The organism is Arthrobacter agilis, assembly GCF_030816075.1.
Classification (GTDB): Bacteria; Actinomycetota; Actinomycetes; order Actinomycetales; family Micrococcaceae; genus Arthrobacter_D; species Arthrobacter_D agilis_E.
Map to the genome: position 1 here is coordinate 926605 of NZ_JAUSXO010000001.1, position 24027 is coordinate 950631.

20 protein-coding genes are annotated in these 24027 nt (G+C 71.0%); 19 read left to right on the top strand and 1 reads right to left on the bottom strand.

The features are described 5' to 3' along the window. Positions 1-16 precede the first annotated feature (16 nt). From QFZ50_RS04070 to dnaE, 18 genes are all read left to right on the top strand, one after another. Positions 17-1804 (top strand): peptidoglycan D,D-transpeptidase FtsI family protein, encoded by a 1788-nt coding sequence (locus QFZ50_RS04070; RefSeq protein ID WP_307082145.1) that lies wholly within the window; start codon positions 17-19, stop codon positions 1802-1804. A 57-nt stretch (positions 1805-1861) separates the two neighbouring features. Continuing rightward, complete coding sequence (locus QFZ50_RS04075) at positions 1862-3463, top strand: UDP-N-acetylmuramoyl-L-alanyl-D-glutamate--2,6-diaminopimelate ligase (protein ID WP_307082146.1); 1602 nt, start codon at positions 1862-1864, stop codon at positions 3461-3463. 6 nt (positions 3464-3469) lie between these two features. Beyond that, positions 3470-5014, top strand: a complete 1545-nt coding sequence (locus QFZ50_RS04080) for a UDP-N-acetylmuramoyl-tripeptide--D-alanyl-D-alanine ligase (protein WP_307082148.1) — start codon at positions 3470-3472, stop codon at positions 5012-5014. Next, positions 5011-6111 carry a phospho-N-acetylmuramoyl-pentapeptide-transferase gene (gene mraY / locus QFZ50_RS04085; protein WP_307082150.1) on the top strand — a complete coding sequence of 367 codons (1101 nt, stop codon included), beginning with the start codon at positions 5011-5013 and terminating at the stop codon, positions 6109-6111. Before QFZ50_RS04080 ends, mraY begins: the two co-directional genes overlap by 4 nt. Continuing rightward, on the top strand, positions 6108-7679 hold the full coding sequence (gene murD / locus QFZ50_RS04090) for a UDP-N-acetylmuramoyl-L-alanine--D-glutamate ligase (RefSeq protein WP_307082152.1): 1572 nt from the start codon (positions 6108-6110) through the stop codon (positions 7677-7679). The genes mraY and murD overlap by 4 nt, the downstream gene beginning before the upstream one ends. Continuing rightward, positions 7679-9085: a putative lipid II flippase FtsW gene (gene ftsW / locus QFZ50_RS04095; protein ID WP_307082154.1), complete on the top strand. Its 1407-nt coding sequence runs from the start codon at positions 7679-7681 to the stop codon at positions 9083-9085. The genes murD and ftsW overlap by 1 nt, the downstream gene beginning before the upstream one ends. Next, positions 9082-10203 carry an undecaprenyldiphospho-muramoylpentapeptide beta-N-acetylglucosaminyltransferase gene (gene murG, locus QFZ50_RS04100; protein WP_307082157.1) on the top strand — a complete coding sequence of 374 codons (1122 nt, stop codon included), beginning with the start codon at positions 9082-9084 and terminating at the stop codon, positions 10201-10203. The genes ftsW and murG overlap by 4 nt, the downstream gene beginning before the upstream one ends. A 116-nt stretch (positions 10204-10319) precedes the next feature. Beyond that, positions 10320-11675 (top strand): UDP-N-acetylmuramate--L-alanine ligase, encoded by a 1356-nt coding sequence (gene murC, locus QFZ50_RS04105; protein ID WP_307086658.1) that lies wholly within the window; start codon positions 10320-10322, stop codon positions 11673-11675. Continuing rightward, entirely contained in the window at positions 11672-12568 is an 897-nt protein-coding gene (locus tag QFZ50_RS04110) for a cell division protein FtsQ/DivIB (protein WP_307082159.1), read from the top strand. The genes murC and QFZ50_RS04110 overlap by 4 nt, the downstream gene beginning before the upstream one ends. Before the next feature lie 282 nt (positions 12569-12850). Further along, positions 12851-14041 carry a cell division protein FtsZ gene (ftsZ, locus tag QFZ50_RS04115; protein WP_307082161.1) on the top strand — a complete coding sequence of 397 codons (1191 nt, stop codon included), beginning with the start codon at positions 12851-12853 and terminating at the stop codon, positions 14039-14041. A gap of 3 nt (positions 14042-14044) precedes the next feature. Continuing rightward, positions 14045-14818: a polyphenol oxidase family protein gene (locus tag QFZ50_RS04120; RefSeq protein WP_307082163.1), complete on the top strand. Its 774-nt coding sequence runs from the start codon at positions 14045-14047 to the stop codon at positions 14816-14818. Next, positions 14815-15648 carry a YggS family pyridoxal phosphate enzyme gene (locus QFZ50_RS04125; protein ID WP_307082165.1) on the top strand — a complete coding sequence of 278 codons (834 nt, stop codon included), beginning with the start codon at positions 14815-14817 and terminating at the stop codon, positions 15646-15648. The genes QFZ50_RS04120 and QFZ50_RS04125 overlap by 4 nt, the downstream gene beginning before the upstream one ends. Before the next feature lie 100 nt (positions 15649-15748). Further along, positions 15749-16270, top strand: a complete 522-nt coding sequence (locus tag QFZ50_RS04130) for a cell division protein SepF (RefSeq protein ID WP_307082166.1) — start codon at positions 15749-15751, stop codon at positions 16268-16270. Between the two features lie 58 nt (positions 16271-16328). After that, positions 16329-16619: a YggT family protein gene (locus QFZ50_RS04135; RefSeq protein WP_307082169.1), complete on the top strand. Its 291-nt coding sequence runs from the start codon at positions 16329-16331 to the stop codon at positions 16617-16619. A gap of 144 nt (positions 16620-16763) precedes the next feature. Beyond that, positions 16764-17414, top strand: coding sequence for a DivIVA domain-containing protein (locus QFZ50_RS04140; RefSeq protein WP_307082172.1), 651 nt, complete (start codon positions 16764-16766; stop codon positions 17412-17414). Between the two features lie 194 nt (positions 17415-17608). Then, positions 17609-18160: a signal peptidase II gene (gene lspA, locus QFZ50_RS04145; RefSeq protein ID WP_307086660.1), complete on the top strand. Its 552-nt coding sequence runs from the start codon at positions 17609-17611 to the stop codon at positions 18158-18160. Beyond that, positions 18150-19085, top strand: a complete 936-nt coding sequence (locus tag QFZ50_RS04150) for an RluA family pseudouridine synthase (protein WP_307082180.1) — start codon at positions 18150-18152, stop codon at positions 19083-19085. Before lspA ends, QFZ50_RS04150 begins: the two co-directional genes overlap by 11 nt. A gap of 94 nt (positions 19086-19179) precedes the next feature. After that, positions 19180-22725, top strand: coding sequence for a DNA polymerase III subunit alpha (gene dnaE / locus QFZ50_RS04155; RefSeq protein WP_307082182.1), 3546 nt, complete (start codon positions 19180-19182; stop codon positions 22723-22725). Between the two features lie 33 nt (positions 22726-22758). Here the strand turns inward: dnaE and QFZ50_RS04160 are convergent, their stop codons facing one another. Further along, entirely contained in the window at positions 22759-23289 is a 531-nt protein-coding gene (locus tag QFZ50_RS04160) for a flavin reductase family protein (protein WP_307082184.1), read from the bottom strand. 171 nt (positions 23290-23460) lie between these two features. On the opposite strand from QFZ50_RS04160, the gene QFZ50_RS04165 reads away from it, so the two are divergent. Continuing rightward, complete coding sequence (locus QFZ50_RS04165; RefSeq protein WP_307082185.1) at positions 23461-23988, top strand: hypothetical protein; 528 nt, start codon at positions 23461-23463, stop codon at positions 23986-23988. The last annotated feature ends 39 nt before the right edge of the window (positions 23989-24027 follow it).

Genomic DNA, 24027 nt, shown 5'->3' on the forward strand with positions numbered 1-24027 from the left:
CGACAAGGATTCCTCCGTGACCCCTGCACGCACCGGCAGCCCCGACAGCCTCCGCCTGGCGCTCGGGTCCACCCGGCTCCGCGTCGGCCTGGCGTTCGTCCTGGTGCTGCTGATGGTCCTCGGCGTGCGGCTGTTCCAGCTCCAGGCACTCGACCTCAACGGCATGGCGCAGGTCGGGCTGTCCAAGCGGCTCACCAGCACGGCCGTGCAGCCCGTCCGCGGCTCGATCGTCGACATGAACGGCAAGTACTTCGCCCGGAGCGTCGAGCGCTACGACATCGTGGTGGACCAGCGGCTGAGCGCCGTCGACGACTTCCGGCGCTACAACGAGGACCTGGAGGAATGGGAGATCATCCCCATGGACCAGGGACTCGCCGAACTCGCAGCCGTCCTCGGCCTCGACGAGGAGACCCTCAGGGGCTCCGTGCTGGGGGACAAGACCTTCAACTACGTCCTGAAATCCGTGACGCCGGACGTGAAGAACCGGGCGCTGGCCGTCAAGGTCCCCGGCGTCTACGCCGACGAGACGAGCGTCCGCACGTACCCGGCCGGGCCGGTCGCAGGATCGATCATCGGCTACGTGGGGACCGACGGCAAGGCGCGGTCGGGCCTCGAGGTCTCCCTCGACGACCAGCTGACCGGGGACGCGGGCAGCCGCACCTTCGAGATCGGCGGCGACGGCATCCGCATCCCCTACGCCACGAACGAGGACGTGCCGGCCGTCGACGGGCAGAGCGTGCGGCTGACGATCGACCAGGACCTGCAGTGGTTCGCGCAGCAGACCATCGCCTCGCAGGTGAAGGACTACAACGCCGAGTGGGGCAACATCGTCGTCGTCGAGGCGAAGACGGGCGCCATCCGCGCGATGGCGGAATCGACGACCCTCGACCCGAACGACCCCGAGGCGACGCCCGCCGACCAGCGCAGCCCGAACTCCGTCAGCGCGTCCTTCGAGCCCGGCTCCACGACCAAGGTCATCACCATGTCGGCGGCGCTGGAGGAGGGACTCATCGAGCCCACCTCGAAGTTCGTCCTCGAGAACCGGTACACGGTCGACGACCAGACCTTCAAGGACGCCTCCGAGCACGAGACGGAGCACCGGACCGCGGCAGGCATCCTCGCCAAGTCGATGAACACGGGGACCGTCCAGATCGGCCAGAAGCTCACGAAGCAGGAACGCTACGACTGGCTGAAGAAGTTCGGGATCGGCGAGCCGCTCGGCACCGGCCTCGGCGAGGAGAACCAGGGCCTGCTGACCGCCCCCGACTCCTGGGACGAGCGCCAGCAGTACACCGTCCTCTTCGGGCAGGGACTCACCCAGACGGCCCTCCACACCGCGATGGTCTACCAGACCATCGCCAACGACGGCGTCCGTCTCCAGCCGCGCCTGATCGACGCGTACATCGACCCGGACGGCACGGAGCACAAGGTGCCCCAGGACGAGGGCACCAAGGTCGTCTCCGAGGACACCGCCGCGAAGATGCGGAAGATGCTCGAGACGGTCACGCAGGAGGGCTCGGGCAAGTCCGGGGAGCTCGACCAGTACCGCGTGGGATCGAAGACCGGGACGGCCGAGGCCCCCAGCGCGACCGGCGGGTACGACGGCTACACTCTGTCCTACGCCGGGATCGCGCCGATCGAGGACCCGAAGTACGTCGTCGTCGTGACGCTCCAGCGACCCAAGGGCGACCTCTACTACCTGATTCCCGGCCTGTCCTTCCAGAAGGTCATGAAGCAGGTCCTCAACTCCAACAACGTCCCCGCCTCGACGACCAAGCCGGACATCTACCCGGTCGAATACTGACCCGGAGGCCAGAGCACCGTGCACCCGACCACGCCGCAGGGGAGTCCCGCTTCCCTGATGCGGCCGCATGCCCCCCACCCGATCAGCCTCTCCGCGGCGCTCGCCGCCATCGGAGCGCCGGCCGGTCCGTCCATCCCGCCGGGACTCCCCACCGTCACGGGCATCACCCTCGACTCCCGGGCCGTGCTCCCCGGCGACGTCTACGCCGCCCTGCCCGGAGCGGCACGGCACGGCGCCGACTTCGCCCCGCAGGCCGTGCAGGCCGGCGCACGCGCGATCCTCACCGACGCCGCGGGGGCGGGCATCCTGGCCGACCACGCAGCGGCGGCAGGCCCGGACCTGCCGCCCGTCGTCGTCGTCCCCGACCCCCGGCGTGCGGTGGGCCCCCTCGCCCGGGTGATCTTCGACAGCCAGCCCGACGACGGCGCGTCGCCGACCCTGTTCGGGATCACGGGGACGAACGGGAAGACCACGTCCACCTACTTCCTCAACGCCCTCCTCGAGGCGCTCGGGCACTCCACGGGACTGATCGGCACCATCGAGATCAGGGCCGGACGCGAGGCCATCCCGAGCGCCCTCACCACACCCGAATCGCCCCAGGTGCACTCGCTCCTGGCGCTCATGCGCGAGCGCGGCCTCGGGGCGGCCTCCATGGAGGTCTCCTCCCACGCCCTCGAGTTCGGGCGGGTGGACGGCGTCCGCTTCGACGTCGCCGGGTTCACGAACCTCACCCAGGACCACCTCGACCTCCACGGCACGATGGACGACTACTTCGCGGTCAAGGCGACGCTCTTCACAGCCGCGCGCTGCCGCCGTGCCGTGGTGCTGGTCGACGACGACTGGGGGCGCAGGCTCGCCGACGCCGCCGACGTCCCCGTACTGACGGTCCGCACCGCACCCGCGCAGGCTGCCGGCGACACACCGGCCGACTGGACGGTCACCGACGTCGAGCCCAGCGGCCTCGGCCACACGTTCGTGCTCCGCGGCCGCACAGGGGACCACCTCCGGATCCGGAGCGGCCTGCCGGGCACGTTCAACATCTCCAACGCGGCCCTCGCGACCGGCATGGTCCTCGCCTCCGGGGTGCCCGCGGCGGACGTCCAGCGGGTGCTCGACGCCTCCGACCCCTTCACCACCGAGGTCCCCGGCCGCATGCAGCTCATCGGCGAGGAACCCGCGGCGATCGTCGACTTCGCCCACAACCCCGACGCCCTCGAGCGCACACTGGCTTCGGTCCGTCGCCCCGGGGGCCGGGTGATCTCCGTGTTCGGTGCGACCGGGCAGCGCGACGAGACCAAGCGGCCCATCATGGGAGCCGTGGGCGCACGCCTGTCGGACATCCTCATCGTGACCGACGACGACCCCCACGACGAGGACGACGCCGTCATCCGCCGTGCCGTCCGCCAGGGGGCCGACGCGGCGGTCCGCGACGAGGGACTGGCCTGCGAGGTGCTCGAGGTCTTCCCGCGGGCCGACGCGATCGACCGCGCCGTCGCCCTGGCGCGCCCTGCCGACACCATCGTCATCGCGGGCCGCGGACACGAGGTCTGGCAGGAAGTGAAGGGCATCAACCTGTCCCTCGACGACCGCGTGGAGCTCCGCTCCGCGTTGACAAGGCACGGATTCTCTGGGCTTTCACCGGCCGGGATAGAGTCCTGAACCGTCATGATTGAATTCAGCGCAGCCGAGATCGCGGCACTCACAGGCGGAATCCTCGTCGGCACCGATCCGGCCCTCCCCGCCGTCACCGTCACCTCCGCAGCCACCGATTCACGCGAATGCGTCCCCGGGTCCCTCTTCGTCGCCAAGCCGGGCGAGGAGTCCGACGGGCACCTGTTCGTCGGCGCCGCGTTCGAGCGGGGCGCCGTCCTCGCGCTGGCCGAGCACGAGGTCGCCGGACCGGACGGTGCCCCGTTCGCGGCCGTCGTCGTCCCCGACGCCGTCCTCGCCATGGGCGCACTGGCCGCCGAGACCGTCCGCCGGCTCCGCGCCCATGGCGAGGTGACCGTCATCGGCATCACGGGCTCGGCCGGCAAGACCACCACCAAGGACCTCCTGGCCGGCATCCTCGCCACGCAGGCACCCACCGTCGCCCCCCGCGGCTCCTACAACGGGGAGGTCGGCGTGCCCCTCACCGTGTTCGAGGCGGACTGGGACACGCGGTACCTCGTCATCGAGATGGGCGCCACCAAGCCCGGCCACATCGCCTACCTCGCCTCCCTCGTCCAGCCGGACGTCGGCGTCGTCCTCGGGGTCGGTTCCGCCCACGCCGGCGAGTTCGGCGGCGTCGAGAACATCGCCCGGGCCAAGGGCGAACTGTTCGAGGCGCTGTCCACGGCCGGCACCGCGGTCATCAACGCCGACGACGAACGCGTCCTCGCGATGCGGCACCGGACCTCCGCCCGAACGGCGTTCTTCAGCGCCTCGGACGACTTCGCCGCGGAGGGCTCGGACGTGGTGCGTGCACGCAACAGCACGACCACGCCGGACGGCAGCCCCTCCTTCACGCTGGTCTTCCCAGACGGCAGCGAGTACGACGTCGTGTCCCCGCTGCTCGGCCTCCACCACACCACCAACCTGCTCGCGGCGGCCACGGCCGCCTACGAGGTGGGTTGCGCCCCCGCGAGCATCGCCGCGGGACTGCGCACGCTGGCGGCCTCGAGCCGCTGGCGGATGGAGCGCACCGAACGCGCCGACGGCGTGACGGTCATCAATGACGCCTACAACGCCAACCCCGAGTCCATGCGGGCCGCACTGCGGACCCTCGCGGAACTCGGACGCGCCCGGCACCGGCGCACCTGGGCGGTCCTCGGCGAGATGCTCGAGCTGGGGGACCGCTCCATCGAGGAGCACGACCTCCTCGGCCGCGTGGTGGTCCGGCTGAACATCTCCAAGCTCATCTGCGTGGGACCGAACACCCGCGCGCTGTTCAACGGCGCGGTGCTGGAGGGCTCGTGGGGGAGCGAAGCCGTGCACGTCGACGACGCCCTCGCCGCGGAGCGGATGCTCGCGGCCGAGCTCGAACCGGGCGACATCGTGCTCTTCAAGTCCTCCAACGGCGCGGGACTGCGTTTCCTCGGCGATCGCATCGCCGGCAACCAGCCGGCGGGAACCCCGGCCGACGCACCCGTCGGCCGTCCGGGTCCCCCCTCCGCAGACTCTGAGGCCGGCAGCGGACCTGCCGCCTCCGGAAAGGCCCAGCAGCCGTGATCGCACTCCTCATAGGCTCGGCCTCCGCCCTCGTCTTCGCCTTCGCCGGCACACCCCTGTTCATCCGCCTCCTCGTGAACAAGGGCTACGGCCAGTTCATCCGCGACGACGGGCCCACAGCCCACCACACCAAGCGCGGGACCCCCACCATGGGGGGCGCCGTGATCGTCGGTTCGGTGCTGCTGGCCTACTTCCTGACGCACCTGGTCATGATGGCGGCCGGATCCCCGTCGGGCGGCCCCAGCGCCTCGGGCCTGCTGCTGCTCTTCCTGGCCGCGGGCATGGGACTCGTCGGGTTCGCCGACGACTACATCAAGATCTCTAAGCAGCGCAGCCTCGGCCTGAGCGCCCCGGCGAAGATCGCAGGGCAGACCGCCGTCGGCGTGGTCTTCGCCGTCCTGGCACTCCAGTTCCCGAACGGGGAGGGGAGGACGCCGGCGTCGACCGCCATCTCCTTCATCCGTGACACGCCGATCGACCTCGCGTTCGCCGGGACGGTCCTCGGGGCCATCCTCTTCGTCATCTGGTCCAACCTCATCATCACCGGCGCCAGCAACGGCGTGAATCTCGCCGACGGCCTGGACGGGCTCGCCGCGGGCGCCTCCATCCTCGTGTTCGGCGCCTACATGCTGATCGGCATCTGGCAGAGCAACCAGAGCTGCGGTTCCCCGGGCGCAGGCGGCGTCTGCTACGAGGTCCGGGACCCCCTGGACCTGGCGCTGATCGCCGGCGCGATGAGCGGCGCGCTCGTGGGCTTCCTGTGGTGGAACACCTCACCCGCGAAGATCTTCATGGGCGACACCGGGTCCCTGGCCATCGGTGGGGCGATCGCCGGATTCGCGATCCTCTCCCGCACCGAACTGCTCCTCGTGATCCTGGCCGGACTGTTCGTGATGATCACGCTGTCCGTCATCATCCAGGTCGGCTACTTCAAGCTGTCCGGCGGCAAGCGCGTCTTCAAGATGGCGCCCCTGCAGCACCACTTCGAGCTCAAGGGCTGGCAGGAGGTCACGGTGGTGGTCCGGTTCTGGATCCTCGCCGGGCTCTTCGTCGCCGGTGCCCTCGGGATCTTCTACGCGGAATGGGTCGTCGGATGAGCGCGGCAGACGGACACACCCCCGGCTGGGAGACCCCCCGCCTGAAGGACCTCACCACCTGGGACGCCGACTGGGCCGGCCTGCGCGTCGTCGTCGCCGGCATCGGCGCCTCCGGCTTCTCCGCCGCGGACACGCTGATCGAACTCGGCGCCGTCGTCGTCGTCGTGGACGCCGGCGCCACGGCGGAGAACGAGGCGAAGGCGGACACCCTGCGGATCGTCGGCGCCCGCGACGTCCTGCTCGGGGCGGAGCACGCCGCGACACTCCCACGCGTCGACGGCGAGATGCCCGACCTCGTGGTGACCTCACCCGGCTGGCGGCCCACCCAGCCGCTGCTCGCGGAGGCCGCAGGTGCCGGCGTACCGATCTGGGGCGACGTCGAACTGGCCTGGCGCGTCCGCGTGCGCGAAGGGCGCCCCACCGCGGAGTGGCTGACCATCACCGGGACCAACGGCAAGACCACCACCGTCGGCCTCACCGAGTCCATGCTCCTGGCCGGCGGCAAGCGCGCGGTCGCCGCCGGCAACGTCGGCACCCCCATCCTCGACGTCATCCGCGACCCGCAGGGCTACGACTTCCTCGCGGTGGAACTGTCCAGCTTCCAGCTGCACTGGTCGCATTCCCTCTCGCCGCTGGCGAGCGTCTGCCTCAACGTCGCCGAGGACCACGTGGACTGGCACGGCAGCTACGAGGCCTACCTCGCCGCCAAAGCATCGGTCTACGAGCGGACGCGCGTCGCGTGCATCTACAACGTGGAGCAGCGCGAGACCGAGGCCATGGTCGAGGAGGCCGACGTCATCGAGGGCTGCCGCGCCGTGGGCTTCACCACCGGCATGCCGTCGATCAGCATGATGGGCGTCGTCGAGGACCTCCTCGTGGACCGCGCCTTCATCGAACAGCGCAAGGACTCCGCCGCCGAGCTCGCCGCCATCAGTGAACTCGGCGAGGTCGTGCCGCGTCACCTGGTCGCCAACGCCCTCGCCGCAGCGGCGCTCGTCCGGGCAGCCGGCCTCCCGACCGCCGCGGTGCGCGACGGCATCAGGGCCTTCCAGCCCGGCGACCACCGCATCCAGGTGGTCGCGAACGAGGACGGGGTGCTCTGGATCAACGATTCGAAGGCCACGAACCCGCACGCGGCCTCCGCATCCCTCGCCTCCTTCCAGTCGGTGGTGTGGATCGCCGGCGGCCTGTCGAAGGGCGTGTCCTACGACGCGCTCGTCAGGGACCACGCGCAGCGACTCCGCGCCGTCGTCCTGCTCGGCGCGGACCCGACGCCGCTGCAGGGCGCTCTCGCCCGACACGCACCCGATGTCCCGGTCTCCCTGCACCCCAGCACCCAGACTGGACACGGGCACGACGGCGGGTCACCCGACCCGGCGACCGGCGAGGCCCTGATGCAGTGGGCCGTCACCGAAGCAGCACGCCTCGCCAGGGACGGCGACACCGTGCTGATGGCGCCTGCCGCCGCATCGATGGACCAGTTCTCCTCCTACGCGCACCGGGGGACCGCCTTCATGGCCGCCGTCGGCGCACGCGGTGGCCAGGGGACAATCGCGAAGGAGTCGTGATGGCGACCACGCCAACCCGCCCGGGAGGGCGCAAGCCCTCCGTCCGTCCTGCGCGCATCACGGAACCCGGCAGACCCGCCGGTCCGGCCACCGGGACCCGGCGCGGCTCCGGACCGACGAGCGCCGCGGCCAAGGCCCACACCGTCAAGGCGGGCACCTCGACGGCCGTCGAGGCTCCCGAGGCGCCCGAGGACCAGCGCGAGAAGGGCCTCCGTGCGCGCCTCCGGCGCGGCTGGGCGTTCCTGGAGGGCTCGGACCGCACGCCCTCCGGGTCGAGCTACTACCTGATCCTCGGGTCGGCGCTCGCCCTCACGGCCATCGGCCTCATGATGGTCCTCTCGGCGTCCTCCGTGGAGGCCATCTCCGAGGGCAAGGACACCTTCGACCTCTTCCTCAAGCAGGCCATGTGGGCCGGCGCGGGACTCGTCCTGATGGTGGTGCTCTCCCGGCTCGGCCCGCGCGCGTACAAGGGGCTGGCGTGGCCCAGTCTCGGGATCGCCGTCGTGCTGCTGATCCTCGTGCTCGTGATCGGCGTCGAGATCAACGGCAACAAGAACTGGATCAGGATCGGGAGCCAGACCTTCCAGCCGTCCGAACCGACCAAGCTCGCCCTGGCCCTCTGGTTCGCGGCCGTGCTCGAACGCAAGAAGGCCCTCATCCGGGACTGGAAGCACGCCATGATCCCGGCCCTGCCCTTCGGCGGCCTGCCCATCGGGCTCGTCCTGATCGGCGGGGACCTCGGGACCGGCCTGGTGCTCATGATGATCGCGGGAGCCGCCCTCTTCTTCGCGGGCGCGCCGCTGAAGCTGTTCAGCCTCGCCGGCCTCGCCGCGCTGGCCGGGTCCCTGCTGATGGTCGCCACCAGCTCCAACCGCGGCGGGCGCATCAGCGCGTGGCTGGGCCTGAACTGCGACGACGGCGCGGACCTGTGCCTGCAGTCCAACAACGGCCTGTTCGCCATGGCCTCCGGCGGCTGGTTCGGCGTGGGGATCGGCCAGAGCCGGCAGAAGTGGAACTGGATCCCCGAGGCGCACAACGACTTCATCTTCGCGATCATCGGCGAGGAGTTCGGATTCCTCGGCACCTTCGTCGTCATCCTCCTGTTCGGCATCCTCGCGGTGGCCACCATCCGGGTGGCGCTGCGCTACAGCGACCCCTTCGTGCGGATCCTCATGGGTTCGATCCTCGTCTGGCTCATCGGGCAGGCCTTCGTCAACATCGGCATGGTCACGGGGCTGCTGCCCGTGATCGGCGTGCCGCTGCCCTTCATCTCCTACGGAGGTTCGGCCCTCACCTTCACGCTCGCGGCGGTCGGCGTCCTGCTGTCCTTCGCCCGCAAGATGCCGCACATGCCCGACACCCCCGCACCGTCCCCCACCCCGAGAAGAGAACCCGCACTTCCATGACACCCGCCTCCACTCCTGAACGCACCGTGTCGGTGGTCCTCGCGGGCGGCGGCACGGCGGGCCACATCAGCCCGCTGCTCGCGATCGCGGGGGCGATCGTCGACCGCCAGCCCGGTGCCCGCATCACCGCCGTGGGCACCGAGGCCGGCATGGAGACGCGCCTCGTCCCGGCCGCCGGGTTCGAGCTGCGGACCATCGACCGCGTGCCCATGCCGCGGCGGCCGTCCATCGACCTCGTCAAGCTGCCGGTGCGTCTCGTCCGAGCGGTCCGCCAGGCCCGCGCGATCGTCGCGGACTCCGCGGCCGACGTCGTCGTCGGGGTGGGCGGGTACGTCTCCACCCCCGTGTACCTCGCGGCCTGGACGCGCCGCGTCCCCGTGGTCATCCACGAGGCGAACGCCCGGCCCGGGATGGCCAACCGGGTGGGCGCCCGGATCGCCGCGCGCGTCGCGGTCGCCTTCGACGGCACCGGCCTCGGCGACGCGGTGCTGGTGGGCATGCCCATGCGCCGGAGCATCGCCGACCTCGACCGGTCGAGCGCCCGCGCCGACGCGCGGACGTCCCTCGGGCTGGACCCGGAACGCCCCACCCTGATCGTGACGGGCGGGTCCTCCGGGGCGGCGAGCCTCAACAGGGCCGTCGCCGCCGCCGTCCCCGACCTCACAGCGGCCGGCGTGCAGATCCTCCACATCACCGGGCGCGGCAAGCAGGTGACGGGGCAGGACGGCGCCCCGCTCGCCGCGGACGGCTACCGCCAGATCGAGTTCGTGGACGGCATGGAGCGCGTCTACGCCGCCGCCGACCTCCTGGTCGCGCGCGCCGGCGCGGCCACCGTGAGCGAGGTGAGCGCCGTGGGCCTTCCCGCCGTGCTCGTGCCGCTGCCGCACGGCAACGGCGAGCAGCGGCTCAACGCAGCGGGACTCGTCGCCTCCGGCGGAGCCCTCCTCGTGGACGACGCGGACTTCACGGCCGCCTGGATCCGCGAGCACATCCCCGCACTCGTCACCGATCCGGCACGCCTGGCCGCCATGTCGGCGGCGTCCTACGCCCAGGGCGTCCGGGACGCGGACCGGCGCATGGCGGACCTGGTCCTCGACGCGGCCCGGAGCGCCCGATGAACGCCGGGCGTCCCGGAACCGGTCGTGCTGCAGTGCCCGGAAACCCCGAGGGGACAGCGCTATCCGGCGCTGGCCTGCAGGAACCCGTGCACTTCATCGGCCTGGGCGGCGCCGGCATGTCCGCGGTCGCGCGCGTCCTCCTCGGCCAGGGGGTGCGCGTCTCCGGTTCCGACGCAGCCGAGTCGAAGGGACTGCGCGCTCTCGCGGCGCTCGGCGCGGACGTCCACGTGGGGCATTCCGCCGACACCGTCCCCGACGGCGGCACCGTCGTCATCTCCTCGGCGATCCGCCCGACGAATCCCGAACTCGCCGAGGCGCGCCGCCGCGGACTGCCCGTCCTGCACCGCTCCGAGGCCCTCGCCGCGGCCATGCACGGCCAGCAGGCCGTCGCCGTGGCCGGCACCCACGGCAAGACCACGACGACGGCGATGATCACCGTCCTGCTCCGCGAAGCCGGCCTCGCGCCGTCCTTCGCCATCGGTGGCGACGTGGCGGCGCTCGGCGTGAACGCCGCGTGGACCGGCGGCGACGTCTTCGTCGCCGAAGCCGACGAATCCGACGGCTCCTTCCTCAACTACTCCCCACGGATCGCGGTGGTCACCAACGTCGAGGCGGACCACCTGGACCACTACGGCACGGCCGACGCCGTCCACGCCTCCTTCCGGGAGTTCGCCCGGCGGCTGCCCGAGGACGGGCTGCTCGTGGCCTGCGCGGACGATCCCGGCGCCGCAGCCCTCGCCGCCGGCGTGCACGAGCCGCGCAGGGTCCGCACCTACGGGTACGCGGACACCGCCGACCTCCGCATCAGCGCCACGCGGGCCGTCGGGAGCACCACCAACAGCGTGCTCTCCTTCGCCGTCGACGGCCTGGACGCCCAGCAGGAACTGCAGCTCGGCGTCCCCGGACGCCACAACATCCTCAACGCCACAGCGGCCTTCGCCGTGGCGCTCGAGCTCGGCGTGGACCCCGCCGTCGCCGCGGCCGCGCTGTCGCTGTTCTCGGGCGCGGCACGCCGCTTCGAGGCCCGGGGCGAGGGCGACGGCGTCCGCGTGTTCGACGACTACGCCCATCACCCGACGGAGGTGCAGGCCGCCCTCACGGCAGCACGGACCGTCGCGGGGGAGCACCGTGTGCACGCGCTCTTCCAGCCGCACCTGTTCTCCCGCACCCGGGAGTTCGCCGCGGGATTCGCGACGGCGCTCTCGCTCGCGGACACCGCCACCGTCCTGCCGGTCTACGCAGCGCGTGAGGACCCCGTGGACGACATCGGGGGCTGGACGATCACGGACCTCCTGCCCGGCGCCGCCTATGTCGAGGACCCCGAGGAGGCCGTACGCTCGGTCACCGCGCAGGCGCGGCCCGGCGACATCGTCCTCACCATCGGTGCCGGCGACGTCACGCAGTACGGTGCCCAGCTCGTCTCCCGGCTCCGGGAGCGCGCGGCACACGATCGGGCGGGGGCGCCGGAGTGACGCCGCGGAAACCGGCGGCAACCCGTGCGGCGTCCCGCCCCGCCACACCGGCATCGTCCACCCCGGCGTCCCCGGCGTCCTCCAGCGCATCATCCCCGGCGTCCACGCGTGGCCCCCAGACGGCGGGCGGGACGGTCTCGCAGCTCGACCGCAGCGGCGGCGGCACACCGCCGGGCAAGATCCTGGACTTCCCGACGCCACGGAAGTCGCACCGGGTCCGGAACATCGTCCTCGCGGTCACCGCCGTGGTGCTGGTACTCGGCGGCGTGGTGGCCTACGTGGTCTTCTCGCCGGCCCTCGCCCTGCGGACCGTGGTGGTCGAGGGCAACGCGCTGGTCCCCACCCAGGAGGTGGACGCGGCGCTCGGTCCGCTGCTGGGCACCCCGCTGACGCGGATCTCGCCGGGCCAGGTCCGCGGGCTGCTCGCGGACAAGGCGCCCATCGAGGACGTCCAGATCGCCGCGGAGCCGCCGTCCACACTCGTGGTCACGGTGCGCGAGCGTGTTCCCGTCGCCGTGCTGCAGAGCGGTCGGGAGTTCGTGCTGATCGACTCCGAGGGCCGGCAGCTCGCGAGTGTCGCCCAGCGGGACCAGGTCAAGCTGCCCCTGATCGACGGCGGGACCAACGCGGTCAACTCGGCGGTCTTCTCCTCCATCACCACCGTGCTGGCCGAACTGCCCGTGGGCGTGCTGTCCCGGCTGAACAATGCCTCCGCAGCGAGCGTGGACTCCATCCAGCTGTCGCTCTCCGGCGACCAGCGGATCTTCTGGGGCAGCTCGGAGCGCAGCGCCGAGAAGGCCCGGGTGCTCGAGGCCATGCTGGCCATGCCGGCGAGCGACCCGCCCGTCCGCGAGTTCGACGTCAGCACACCCGACCGTCCGGTCACGCGATGATGCGGGTCCGCAGGGGGAGGGACGGCGTCCGCGGGACCGGCCTTTTCGAGGGGATCCCGGCCGGCGATCAGAGACCGGCGCAGAGGGCAACACGGGGCGACACGCCGACACGCGGTGCCCGGTCTTTGCAACGCGCAGCGTATGCACCTAGCGTCAAGGATAGAAGTTACCTGACATAACGTTAACTCTCAACCTGAACGTTAACGTTTTTTCTCGTGAAGGTTCGGCCGAATACTCGGCAGCCCCCGTACAGCACACAGATTCGAACAAGGGACACAGGACGTGGCAGCACCTCAGAATTACTTGGCCGTCATCAAGGTCGTCGGCATCGGCGGCGGCGGCGTCAACGCCGTCAACCGGATGATCGAGGTCGGGCTCCGCGGCGTGGAGTTCATCGCCATCAACACGGATGCCCAGGCGCTGCTCATGAGCGACGCGGACGTCAAGCTCGACGTCGGGCGCGAGCTCACCCGCGGCCTCGGCGCAGGAGCGGACCCCGAGGTCGGCCGGCGCGCCGCGGAGGACCACTCCGAGGAGATCGAGGAAGTCCTGCGCGGAGCCGACATGGTCTTCGTGACCGCCGGCGAGGGAGGCGGCACCGGTACCGGTGGCGCCCCCGTCGTCGCGCGCATCGCGCGCTCCCTCGGCGCCCTGACCATCGGCGTGGTCACCCGCCCCTTCACCTTCGAGGGACGCCGCCGCTCCAACCAGGCCGAGAGCGGCATCGACACCCTCCGCGAGGAGGTCGACACCCTCATCGTCATCCCGAACGACCGGCTGCTGTCCATCAGCGACCGCAACGTCTCGATGCTCGACGCGTTCCGTTCGGCGGACCAGGTGCTGCTCTCCGGTGTCCAGGGCATCACCGACCTCATCACCACGCCGGGCCTGATCAACCTCGACTTCGCCGACGTGAAGTCCGTGATGCAGGGCGCCGGCTCGGCGCTCATGGGCATCGGCTCCGCACGCGGTGAGGACCGGGCCGTGAAGGCTGCGGAACTGGCCATCGCGTCGCCGCTCCTCGAGGCATCCATCGACGGCGCGCACGGCGTGCTGCTCTCGATCCAGGGCGGCTCCGACCTCGGTCTGTTCGAGATCAACGAGGCCGCGCGCCTCGTGCAGGAGGTCGCGCACCCGGAGGCCAACATCATCTTCGGCGCCGTGATCGACGACGCCCTGGGCGACGAGGCGCGCGTGACGGTCATCGCAGCCGGGTTCGACCAGGTGGACGCCACCTCGCAGCCCGCTGCAGCGGCGGCTCCCGCCAGCCGCCCCGCCGTCGCCCCGAGCGTCGGCGGCGACCAGCGCATGCCCGCCACCGCCGGCCTCGGCGCATGGTCGCAGCAGCGCGCGCAGAACGTCCAGGCCGTGCCCGCCGATTCGGGCTTCGACGTGGACCTCCCCGCGATCGTGGAGCCGGACCTCTCCGCCGGCCGCTCGGACGACCTCGACGTACCCGACTTCCTGAAGTAGTCGGTGTACTCTGCCGCGGGTCCCGGACCGGCCTCCCCGTTCTACTGGAACGCCGAGGTCCGTCCGGGGCTCCGGGTCGCCTTCACCTCCGCGGCGGCAGGCAACCTCGCCCTCCACGTCGGGGATGACGCCGAGGGTGTGCACGAGAACCGGCGCCGGCTCGAGGACTCGATGGGTGTCGCCGCGGGAGCCCTGCGCTTCATGAGCCAGACCCACTCCGACCGCGTCGCGATCGTCGACGGCAGTGCCGGCAGCGGGCACGGGACCGGCGCCTCCCCGGCGCCGCACGCCGACGCCATGGTCTCGCGCACCGGCACCCATCCGCTCGCCGTCCTGGTGGCCGACTGCGTGCCGATCGTGCTCGCCGACGCGTCGGTCACCGAGGGCGGCACGGGTGCGACGGCTGTCGTCCACGCAGGCCGCGCGGGCGTCGCCAACGGGATCGTCGCCCACGCCGCGCGGACGCTCCGCCGGTCCGGCGCACGAGACCTCACCGCGTGGATCGGCCCGTCCGTCTGTGGATCCTGCTACGAGGTCCCGGAGGACCTGATGCGGTCCGTGGCAGCAGCCCTGCCCGAGGCGGCATCGAGGACCCGCGCCGGCACTGCCGCCCTCGACCTGCCCGCCGCGGTCCGCCGTCAGCTCGGGGACGCCGGTGTCGGCGTCGGGCACGTGGCCGGAGCCGGCCCGGCCTGCACGCTGGAGAACCCAGCACTGTTCTCCCATCGCCGTGCACCCGGGGCGGGCCGCATCGCCGGCCTGGTCTGGCGCACGTGAGTCCCGCCGGGGGAGCCGCGGAGCACGACGGCGTCCGCGCCCGCGACCTCGCGGACCGGCTCGCCGCGGTCCGTGCCCGGATCGCAGCGGCCGCGGCCGCTGCCGGGCGGACCGCGCCGGAGCTGATCGTGGTCACCAAGTTCTTCCCCGCCGCCGACGTGCGGATCCTCGCGGGTCTCGGGGTGGGCGACGTGGGGGAGAACCGGGACCAGGAGGCCGCAGCGAAGGCAGCCGATCTCGGGGACCTCGACCTGCGCTGGCACTTCATCGGACAGCTGCAGACCAATAAGGCGAAGTCTGTCGTCCGCTACGCCCACAGCGTGCACTCGGTGGACCGCCCGGCACTCGTCGGAGCACTCGCGAAGGCGATGGCCGCGGAACAGGGGAGACGCGCGGCCGAGGGCCTGCCCGACCGCCCCGACCTCGAGTGCTTTTTGCAGTTCACCCTCGACGCCCGCCACCAGCCCGTGGACCAGCACGCCGCCGATGCCCCTGGCAATCCTCCGGCCGGTCCTCCGGCCGGGACGGGGAGCCGGACGGCCGATCGCGGCGGTGCGCTCCCGGCCGATGCAGTCGACCTGGCGCGGGCCGTCAGCGCGACCGCGGGACTGCGGCTCGCCGGCGTCATGGGCGTCGCGCCGCTCGGGGCGGACCCCGCGGAGGCGTTCGGTCGGCTCCTGCGGATCAGCGAGGCGGTACGCGCGGTGGACCCCTCCGCGTCGGCCGTCTCCGCCGGGATGAGCGGGGATCTCGAAGCGGCCGTCGCGGCCGGCGCGACACACCTCCGGATCGGTTCTGATGTACTCGGTCCCCGTCCGGCCGTGGGGTAGCGTCTGAAGCGACAACGGGCGGCACGACATGCAGCCGGGCGTGACGCATACGGCACGGCTCCGGACCCCACCAATCCACTCACTCAGAACAGGAGTCACCATGGCTGGCGCACTGCGCAAGACGATGATCTACCTTGGGCTCGCCGATGGTGATGAGCACTACGAGCCCGAAACGAAAAGCGCGCCCAGCAGGAACGAGGATTATTCAGTGGACTACGACCGCGACGAACGCCACCTCGAGCCCGCCCCCGTGGCGACCCGGGTCGCCCCCGCCGAGGAGTACCGCGCGCCCGTGACGCCCATCAAGCGCGCGCCGTCGTCGCGCGAGGACTCCGCCGCGCTGCGCCAGATCACCACCATCCACCCGCGCTCCTACAACGACGCCAAGCTCATCGGCGAGAGCTTCCGGGACGGCATCCCCGTGATCATGAACGTCACCGACATGGGCGAGGCCGACGCGAAGCGGCTCGTCGATTTCTCGGCGGGCCTCGTCTTCGGCCTGCACGGCAGCATCGAGCGGGTCACCAATAAGGTGTTCCTGCTGTCGCCGTCGTATATTGAAGTCCTCGGCGAGGACCTGAAGGCGAGCGAGGCGCAGACCAGCTTCTTCAACCAGAGCTGACCGTCGCGGCCGTCACGGTCGCCGACCCTCCGATGGCCCGAAGGACTGGAACTGCTCCGTGAGTTTGGTATTCGCCCTGATCTACCTGGTACTGATGCTGTTCCAGCTCGCCCTGATCCTGCGGATCATCTACGACGCCGTGCAGGGCTTCGCGCGGGACTGGCGTCCCCAGAAGCTCGCCCTGGTGCTCGCCTCGGGCGTGTACTCCGTGACGGACCCGCCCATCAAGGGGCTCCGCCGGCTGATCCCGCCGCTCCGCCTGGGCGGGGTGCAGCTCGACCTCGCGTTCCTGGTGCTCTTCATCGTGGTGCTGATCCTGATGTCCGTGTCCGCGGGGCTCGCCACCTAGCGTCCGAGTCCGTTTCGTGATGCAGTTCCAGAAGATATACGCTGATTCACAGTTCGACGTGAGTCCCGTGTTCATGTCCACAATTCGGTACCGCAGCCATGCCCGCCTCCAGGGGGGCGGCTTCTATCAGTATGAGGTGACCAGATGGCTTTGACGCCAGAAGACGTTGTCAACAAGAGGTTCCAGCCGACCAAGTTCCGCGAGGGCTACGACCAGGATGAGGTGGACGACTTCCTCGACGAGATCGTCGTCGAGCTCCGCCGCCTGAACTCCGAGAACGAGGAACTGCGCCGCAAGCTCGGCGACGGCTCGGCCGACACGTCCCAGGCCACGACGGTCCCGGCCCCGGTCGCCGCCAGCACGCACACCGAGGACGCCGACGCCGACGCCGCAGCGGAGAAGGCCCCGGCGACGGTTGCGGACGTCGAGGAGCCCACGCCGGCCCCTGCCGCCCCCGCCACTCCTGCCGCCGGCGGATCCGCCGAGTCCGCCGCGGGCGTGCTCGCCATGGCCCAGCGCCTGCACGACGAGTACGTCAACGCCGGTGTGGAGCAGCGCGACAAGATCATCGCCGAGGCGCAGATCGAAGCCAGCGGCCTCGTCAACGACGCCCAGGAGAAGAGCCGCAAGACCCTCGGGGACCTCGAGCAGCAGAAGTCCGTCCTCGAGAGCAAGGTGGAGCAGCTCCGCGGCTTCGAGAGCGACTACCGTGCCCGCCTGAAGGCCTACATCGAGGGTCAGCTCCGCGACCTGGACGCCCGCGGGTCGCTCGCGGCCGACGCCACGGCGTCCTAGCAGGTCGTCCGGCCCGGTACGGGCCGCCAGCGGGAGGGCCGGTGGCCGGGGGGCGATCCCCGGCGGCCGGCCCTTCCGCCGTTCCAGCCGCCGCGCACCGCGGCGGACACCAGCGAGTAGACCTTGGACGCACCGTGAACGAGCACCAGCCAGCCGATCCCGCTCCTCCCGGAGACCCCGCCCACGCCCGGAGGATCCCCCTGCAGTACGGCGCGGTGATGCTGCTGTGCACCCTCGTGGCCTACACCCTCGACCAGCTCACGAAGTGGTGGGTCGTCGCGACGATGACCGAGGGGCAGGTCACCCCCGTCCTGCCCCCGCTGCTCCACTGGCGCTTCATCCGGAACCCGGGAGCGGCGTTCTCCATCGGCACCGACTACACCTGGGTGTTCACCATCGTCATGGTCGTCGTCGCCGTCGCCATCGTGCTGCAGGTACGGAAGGTCGCGTCCTGGGGCTGGGCCGTGGCGCTCGGCCTCGTCCTCGGCGGCGCCCTCGGCAACCTCACCGACCGGCTCCTCCGGGAACCGTCCTTCGGCCAGGGCCACGTGGTGGACTTCATCGCCCTGCCCAACTTCGCGATCTTCAACATCGCCGACTCGGCCGTCGTCAGCGGGGTGGTGCTCATCTGCATCCTGACCCTGCGCGGCATCGGCATGGACGGCCGGCGGACCACCGACGACAAGCCGGGCACGCCGGGCGACGACGCCCGGACGGCCGGGGACCAGGGCGACGATGACCGCTGACCACCGGCAGCTCACCGTCCCCGACACCGACGCGGGGAGCCGCGTCGACGCGGCCGTCGCCCGCCTGCTCGAGGTCTCACGATCGGCGGTGGCACAGTGGTGCGCCGACGGCCGCGTCCTGCGCGGCGGGGTGACGCTGGCCAAATCGGACCGCGTCCACGCCGGGGACCGGCTCGACGTCGACGTGCCGGACCCCGGGGACAGGCACCGCATCATCCCCGAGGCCGTCGACGGCATGGGGATCCTGCTCGACGACGAGGACTTCGTCGTCGTCGACAAGCCCGTGGGGGTCGCCGCCCACCCGTCGCCGGGCTGGGTCGGCCCCACCGTCGTCGGCGCCCTCGCGGCGGCCGGCTACCGCATCTCGACGTCGGGCGCGCCGGAGCGCGTCGGGATCGTCCACCGGCTCGACGTCGGCACGTCGGGGGCGATGGTCGTCGCCAAGACCGAACCCGCCTACACGGCGCTCAAGCGCGCCTTCAAGGAGCGGACGGTCGACAAGGTGTACCACGCGGTGGTGCAGGGGCTGCCCGAGCCGCTCAAGGGCACCATCGACGCGCCGATCGGGCGACACCCGCACCACGAGTGGCGCTTCGCCGTCATGGAGGGCGGCCGGGACTCCGTGACGCACTACGAGGTGCTGGAGGCCTTCGGCCGGGCGAGCCTCGTGGAGGTGCACCTCGAGACCGGCCGGACGCACCAGATCCGCGTGCATTTCTCCGCGCTGCGCCACCCCTGCGCCGGGGACCTCACCTACGGGGCGGACCCCCGGCTCGCCGCGGAGCTCGGCCTCACCCGGCAGTGGCTCCACGCGCACCGCCTGGGCTTCGCGCATCCTCGGACGGGCGAGCCCGTGAGCGTCACGAGCCCCTACCCCGTGGACCTGGCCTACGCGGTCACGGCCCTCTCCACCGGACTCGTCTGACAGGCCACGCCGGGGCGCGTCGGACACGCCGGAGCGACCTCGGTCGATGCTCCCGGCGGCCGTCCGTCAGGTAGGGGAGCACTAGACTTGGCAGGTGGCTACTCCTGCATCGACCGACTCGTTCGTCCATCTCCACAACCACACCGAGTACTCGATGCTCGACGGCGCGGCCCGGCTGACGGACCTCTTCAGCCACACCGAGGAACTCGGGATGAAGGCCCTGGCGACCACGGACCACGGGTTCGTGTTCGGTGCCTTCGACTTCTGGAGCAAGGCCACCAGCGCGGGGATCAAGCCGATCATCGGCGTCGAGGCCTACCTGACCCCGGGGACCGCCCGGAACGACCGCACGCGCGTGCAGTGGGGCGGTGGCGGGCGCGACGACGTCTCCGGTGCCGGTGCCTACACGCACATGACCCTGTGGTCGGAGACCACCGAGGGCATGCACAACCTCTTCCGGATGTCCTCGCTCGCCTCCCTCGAGGGCTACCTGTACAAGCCCCGCATGGACCGCGACCTGCTGCAGACCTACGGCAAGGGCCTGATCGCGACCACCGGCTGCCCGTCGGGTGAGGTGCAGACCAAGCTGCGGCTCGGCCTGTACGACGAGGCGCGGCAGGCGGCGTCGGACTTCCGCGACATCTTCGGGGCCGAGAACTACTTCTGCGAACTCATGGACCACGGGCTCGACATCGAGCGCAACGTCAAGGCGGACCTCATCCGGCTCGCGAAGGAACTCGGCCTGCCGCTCGTCGCCACGAACGACCTGCACTACACGCACGCCGAGGACTCGAAGGCGCATGCCGCGCTGCTCTGCGTGCAGTCCGGGTCCACCCTCGCCGACCCGAAGCGCTTCAAGTTCGACGCCGACGAGTTCTACCTGAAGTCGCCGGCGGAGATGCGGGCCATCTTCCGTGACTACCCCGAGGCCTGCGACAACACCCTGCTCATCGCCGAGCGGTGCGACGTGGAGTTCAACACCAAGGCGAACTACATGCCGCGCTTCCCGGTCCCGGAGGGGGAGAACGAGCAGTCCTGGTTCGTCAAGGAGGTCGAGACGGGCCTGCAGTACCGCTACCCCGCGGGCGTGCCGGACGACGTCCGCAAGCAGGCGGAGTTCGAGGTCGGCGTCATCACCCAGATGGGCTTCCCCGGCTACTTCCTCGTGGTGGCCGACTTCATCAACTGGGCGAAGAACAACGGCATCCGTGTCGGTCCGGGCCGCGGCTCGGGTGCGGGCTCCATGGTGGCCTACGCCATGCGCATCACCGACCTCGACCCGCTCAAGCATGGCCTCATCTTCGAGCGGTTCCTCAACCCCGAGCGTGTGTCCATGCCCGACTTCGACGTCGACTTCGATGATCGCCGCCGCTCGGAGGTCATCCGGTACGTGACGGAGAAGTACGGCGACGAGCGCGTGGCCATGATCGTCACCTACGGCACCATCAAGGCCAAGCAGGCGCTCAAGGACTCCTCCCGCGTCATGGGCTACCCGTTCTCCACCGGGGAGCGGCTCACGAAGGCCATGCCGCCGGACGTCATGGGCAAGGGACTCGCCCTCGCCGACGTGCACAACAAGAACGCCAAGCGCTACTCCGAGGCCGAGGAGCTGCGCGAACTGCTGAAGACCGACGCCGACTCCGAGAAGGTGTTCGAGACGGCGCTGGGCCTCGAGGGGCTGAAGCGCCAGTGGGGCGTGCACGCGGCCGGCGTCATCATGTCCTCGGACCCGCTGATCGACATCATCCCGATCATGCGCCGTGAGCAGGACGGCCAGATCATCACGCAGTTCGACTACCCCACGTGCGAGGGTCTCGGGCTGATCAAGATGGACTTCCTCGGCCTGAGGAACCTGACGATCATCACGGACGCCGTCGAGAACATCAAGGCCAACAAGGACACCGACCTCGTCCTGGAGGACCTGGAACTCGACGACAAGGCGTCCTACGAGCTCCTGGCGCGCGGCGACACCCTGGGCGTCTTCCAGCTCGACGGCGGCCCCATGCGGTCCCTCCTGAAGCTCATGCGCCCCGACAACTTCGAGGACATCTCGGCCGTCCTGGCCCTGTACCGGCCGGGTCCCATGGGCGTGAACTCGCACACCAACTACGCCCTGCGCAAGAACGGCCTGCAGGACATCGAGCCCATCCACCCCGAGCTCGAGGGGCCCCTCGAGGAGATCCTCGGCGGGACGTACGGCCTGATCGTGTACCAGGAGCAGGTGATGAGCGCCGCGCAGAAGCTGGCGAACTTCACGCTCGGCCAGGCCGACATGCTGCGCCGCGCCATGGGCAAGAAGAAGAAGTCCGAGCTGGACAAGCAGCAGGCGGACTTCTTCGCGGGCATGAAGGCCAACGGCTACTCGCAGGCCGCGATGGACAAGCTGTGGACCGTGCTCGAGTCCTTCTCGGACTACGCGTTCAACAAGGCCCACACGGCGGCCTACGGCCTCGTGTCCTACTGGACGGCGTACCTCAAGGCGCACTACCCCGCCGAGTACATGGCGGCCCTGCTCACCAGCGTCGGCGACGACAAGGACAAGCTCGCCATCTACCTCAACGAGTGCCGCCGCATGGGCATCACGGTGCTGCCGCCGGACGTCAACGAGTCGAGTGTCAACTTCACCCCGGTCGGCAAGGACATCCGCTTCGGCATGGGCGCCATCCGCAACGTGGGCGCGAACGTCGTCGGTGCCATGGTGGGAGCGCGCGAGGAGAAGGGGGCATTCACCTCGTTCAGCGACTTCCTGCAGAAGGTACCCGCCGTCGTCTGCAACAAGCGCACCATCGAATCGCTCATCAAGGCCGGCGCGTTCGACTCGCTCCGGCATCCCCGCCGTGCCCTCGCGATGATCCACGAGGAAGCGGTGGACAGCGTGATCGTCCTCAAGCGCAACGAGGCCGCGAACCAGTTCGACCTCTTCAGCGCGTTCGACGACGGCCCCGACGGCGTCGGCGTCAGCGCGCTGTCCGTCGACGTGCCCGACCTGCCCGAGTGGGACAAGAAGGACAAGCTGTCCTTCGAACGCGACATGCTCGGCCTCTACGTCTCGGACCACCCGCTGCAAGGGCTCGAGGGCATCCTCGGCCAGCACGCGGACTCGTCCATCCCGTCGATCATCAGCGAGGAGGGCCCGGCCGACGGCGCGATCGTCACGATCGCCGGCATGATCACCTCCCTGCAGCGGCGGATCGCGAAGAACAGCGGCAACGCCTACGCGCGGGCCGAGGTCGAGGACCTCTCCGGTTCCATGGAGGTCATGTTCTTCGGGCAGGTCTACGGCCCCATCTCGGCGGTCCTCGCGGAGGACCTGATCGTGGTGGTGCGTGGACGCCTGCAGCGCCGCGACGACGGCGCCGTGATGCTCAACGCCCAGGAACTGACCGTCCCGGACCTCAGTGAGGGGCACTCGGGCCCTGTGGTGATCTCCATGCTGCAGCACAAGGCGACGGAGACGGCCGTGACGGCCCTCGGCGACGTCCTCCGGACGCACCCCGGCACCAGTGAGGTCCTCATCCGGCTGAACGGATCGCGCAAGGTCGAGGTGATGAAGCTCGGCGTCGACCTCCGCGTCAACCCGACGCCCGGGCTGTTCGGTGACCTGAAGGTGCTGCTCGGGCCTGCCTGCCTCGACGCCTGACGGCTCCGGGCACGCGCCCGGAGCCGGACGGGCTCAGATGACGTAGTCGGTGGCCGTCGGCGTCCCGTAGCTCCCGCCGTGGTAGAGCAGGGGGGCGCCGTCGGGCCCGATGTTCCCCGCCACCACCTCGGCGACGACGACGGCGTTGTTCTCGAAGGACAGGCGCATGCTGATGCGGCCCACGAGCCAGCCGGCGACGTCCTTCAGGATCGGTACGCCCTCCGGGCCGGGCTCCCAGTGGTCGCCCGTGAAGCGGTCCTTCGTCCGGGCGAACCGGTTCGCGAGCCCCTCGTTCTCCGTGCTGAGCATGTGGACGCCCACGAAGCTGGTGTTCGCGACCGCGGGCCACGAGGAGGACGTCCTCGCCATGTTGAAGGAGAAGCGCGGGGGATCGGCGGACAGCGAGGCCACCGAGGTGGCTGTGAAACCGTAGGGGACGTCGTCGTAGGTCGCGGTGATGATGGCGACGCCGGCGGCGTGCCGGCGGAAGACCTCGCGGAAGGACTCTCCGTGCAGGGGGGCCGGGGACAGGGGGCCCCCCGGAGCGGTGCTGGGGTGGGTCACGGGTTTCCTCCGGGTCGGTGTCGGCTGACGTGGCGGCAGGGACGGGACGGTTGCTGACGGACGGTTGCTGACGGACGGTTGCCGGCCGACGTCCGCCGGGCACGGGCGGTGCCGTCATGTCCACCCTAGGCGCGGTCCCGGGGCACTGGAGGGTTTGTTAATGTAGAAGTCATGCGCGCCAGCCACCAGCCGGACCCCGGATCGAGCAACTATCCGCCGCCGGTCTACGCCGTCGCCGAGGACCGGCGGTCGGTGCCCCCGGCCGGCGTCGTCTGGTGGCTCGGTTCCACGATCCTCCTCGGGGCCCTGCTCGGCGCCCTCTGGTGGCTCCTCGCCCCCACGGGGCGCCTGTTCGGCGACCCGGAGGTCACCACGGACTGGGTGCTCCGCGATCTCACCCTCGCGGGCCTGGAACTCGCCGCGGGGATCGCCGTGGGCACCGTGGTCGCGCTCCGGCTGGCCCTGCCCGGCGTGGTGCCGCGGATCGGGGCCGCGGTGGGCGGGTCGATCCTCGGTTCTCTCCTGGCCCTGGGCGTCGGCGAGGGCCTCGCCTACCTGTTCGGACCCCACGGGCGGGAAGGCGTGCCCGGCTCCTCCTTCGTGCTGCAGTCCCTCGGCACCCTCGCGATCTGGCCCGGCGTCGCCGCCGTCATCATCTTCGCCACCGCCCTCGTCGGGCTCGCCCGCCGCCGGACCTGACGGGACCGCCGGCCTCCACACCGGGTCACAGCACGCCTC

Coding starts and splice junctions, on each gene's coding strand:
- murG (WP_307082157.1), top strand. CDS start 9,082: ATGACACCCGCCTCCACTCCTGAACGCACCGTGTCGGTGGTCCTCGCG.
- murD (WP_307082152.1), top strand. CDS start 6,108: ATGAGCGCGGCAGACGGACACACCCCCGGCTGGGAGACCCCCCGCCTG.
- QFZ50_RS04140 (WP_307082172.1), top strand. CDS start 16,764: ATGGCTTTGACGCCAGAAGACGTTGTCAACAAGAGGTTCCAGCCGACC.
- QFZ50_RS04080 (WP_307082148.1), top strand. CDS start 3,470: ATGATTGAATTCAGCGCAGCCGAGATCGCGGCACTCACAGGCGGAATC.
- QFZ50_RS04075 (WP_307082146.1), top strand. CDS start 1,862: ATGCGGCCGCATGCCCCCCACCCGATCAGCCTCTCCGCGGCGCTCGCC.
- QFZ50_RS04165 (WP_307082185.1), top strand. CDS start 23,461: ATGCGCGCCAGCCACCAGCCGGACCCCGGATCGAGCAACTATCCGCCG.
- QFZ50_RS04130 (WP_307082166.1), top strand. CDS start 15,749: ATGGCTGGCGCACTGCGCAAGACGATGATCTACCTTGGGCTCGCCGAT.
- murC (WP_307086658.1), top strand. CDS start 10,320: ATGTCCGCGGTCGCGCGCGTCCTCCTCGGCCAGGGGGTGCGCGTCTCC.
- ftsW (WP_307082154.1), top strand. CDS start 7,679: ATGGCGACCACGCCAACCCGCCCGGGAGGGCGCAAGCCCTCCGTCCGT.
- QFZ50_RS04150 (WP_307082180.1), top strand. CDS start 18,150: ATGACCGCTGACCACCGGCAGCTCACCGTCCCCGACACCGACGCGGGG.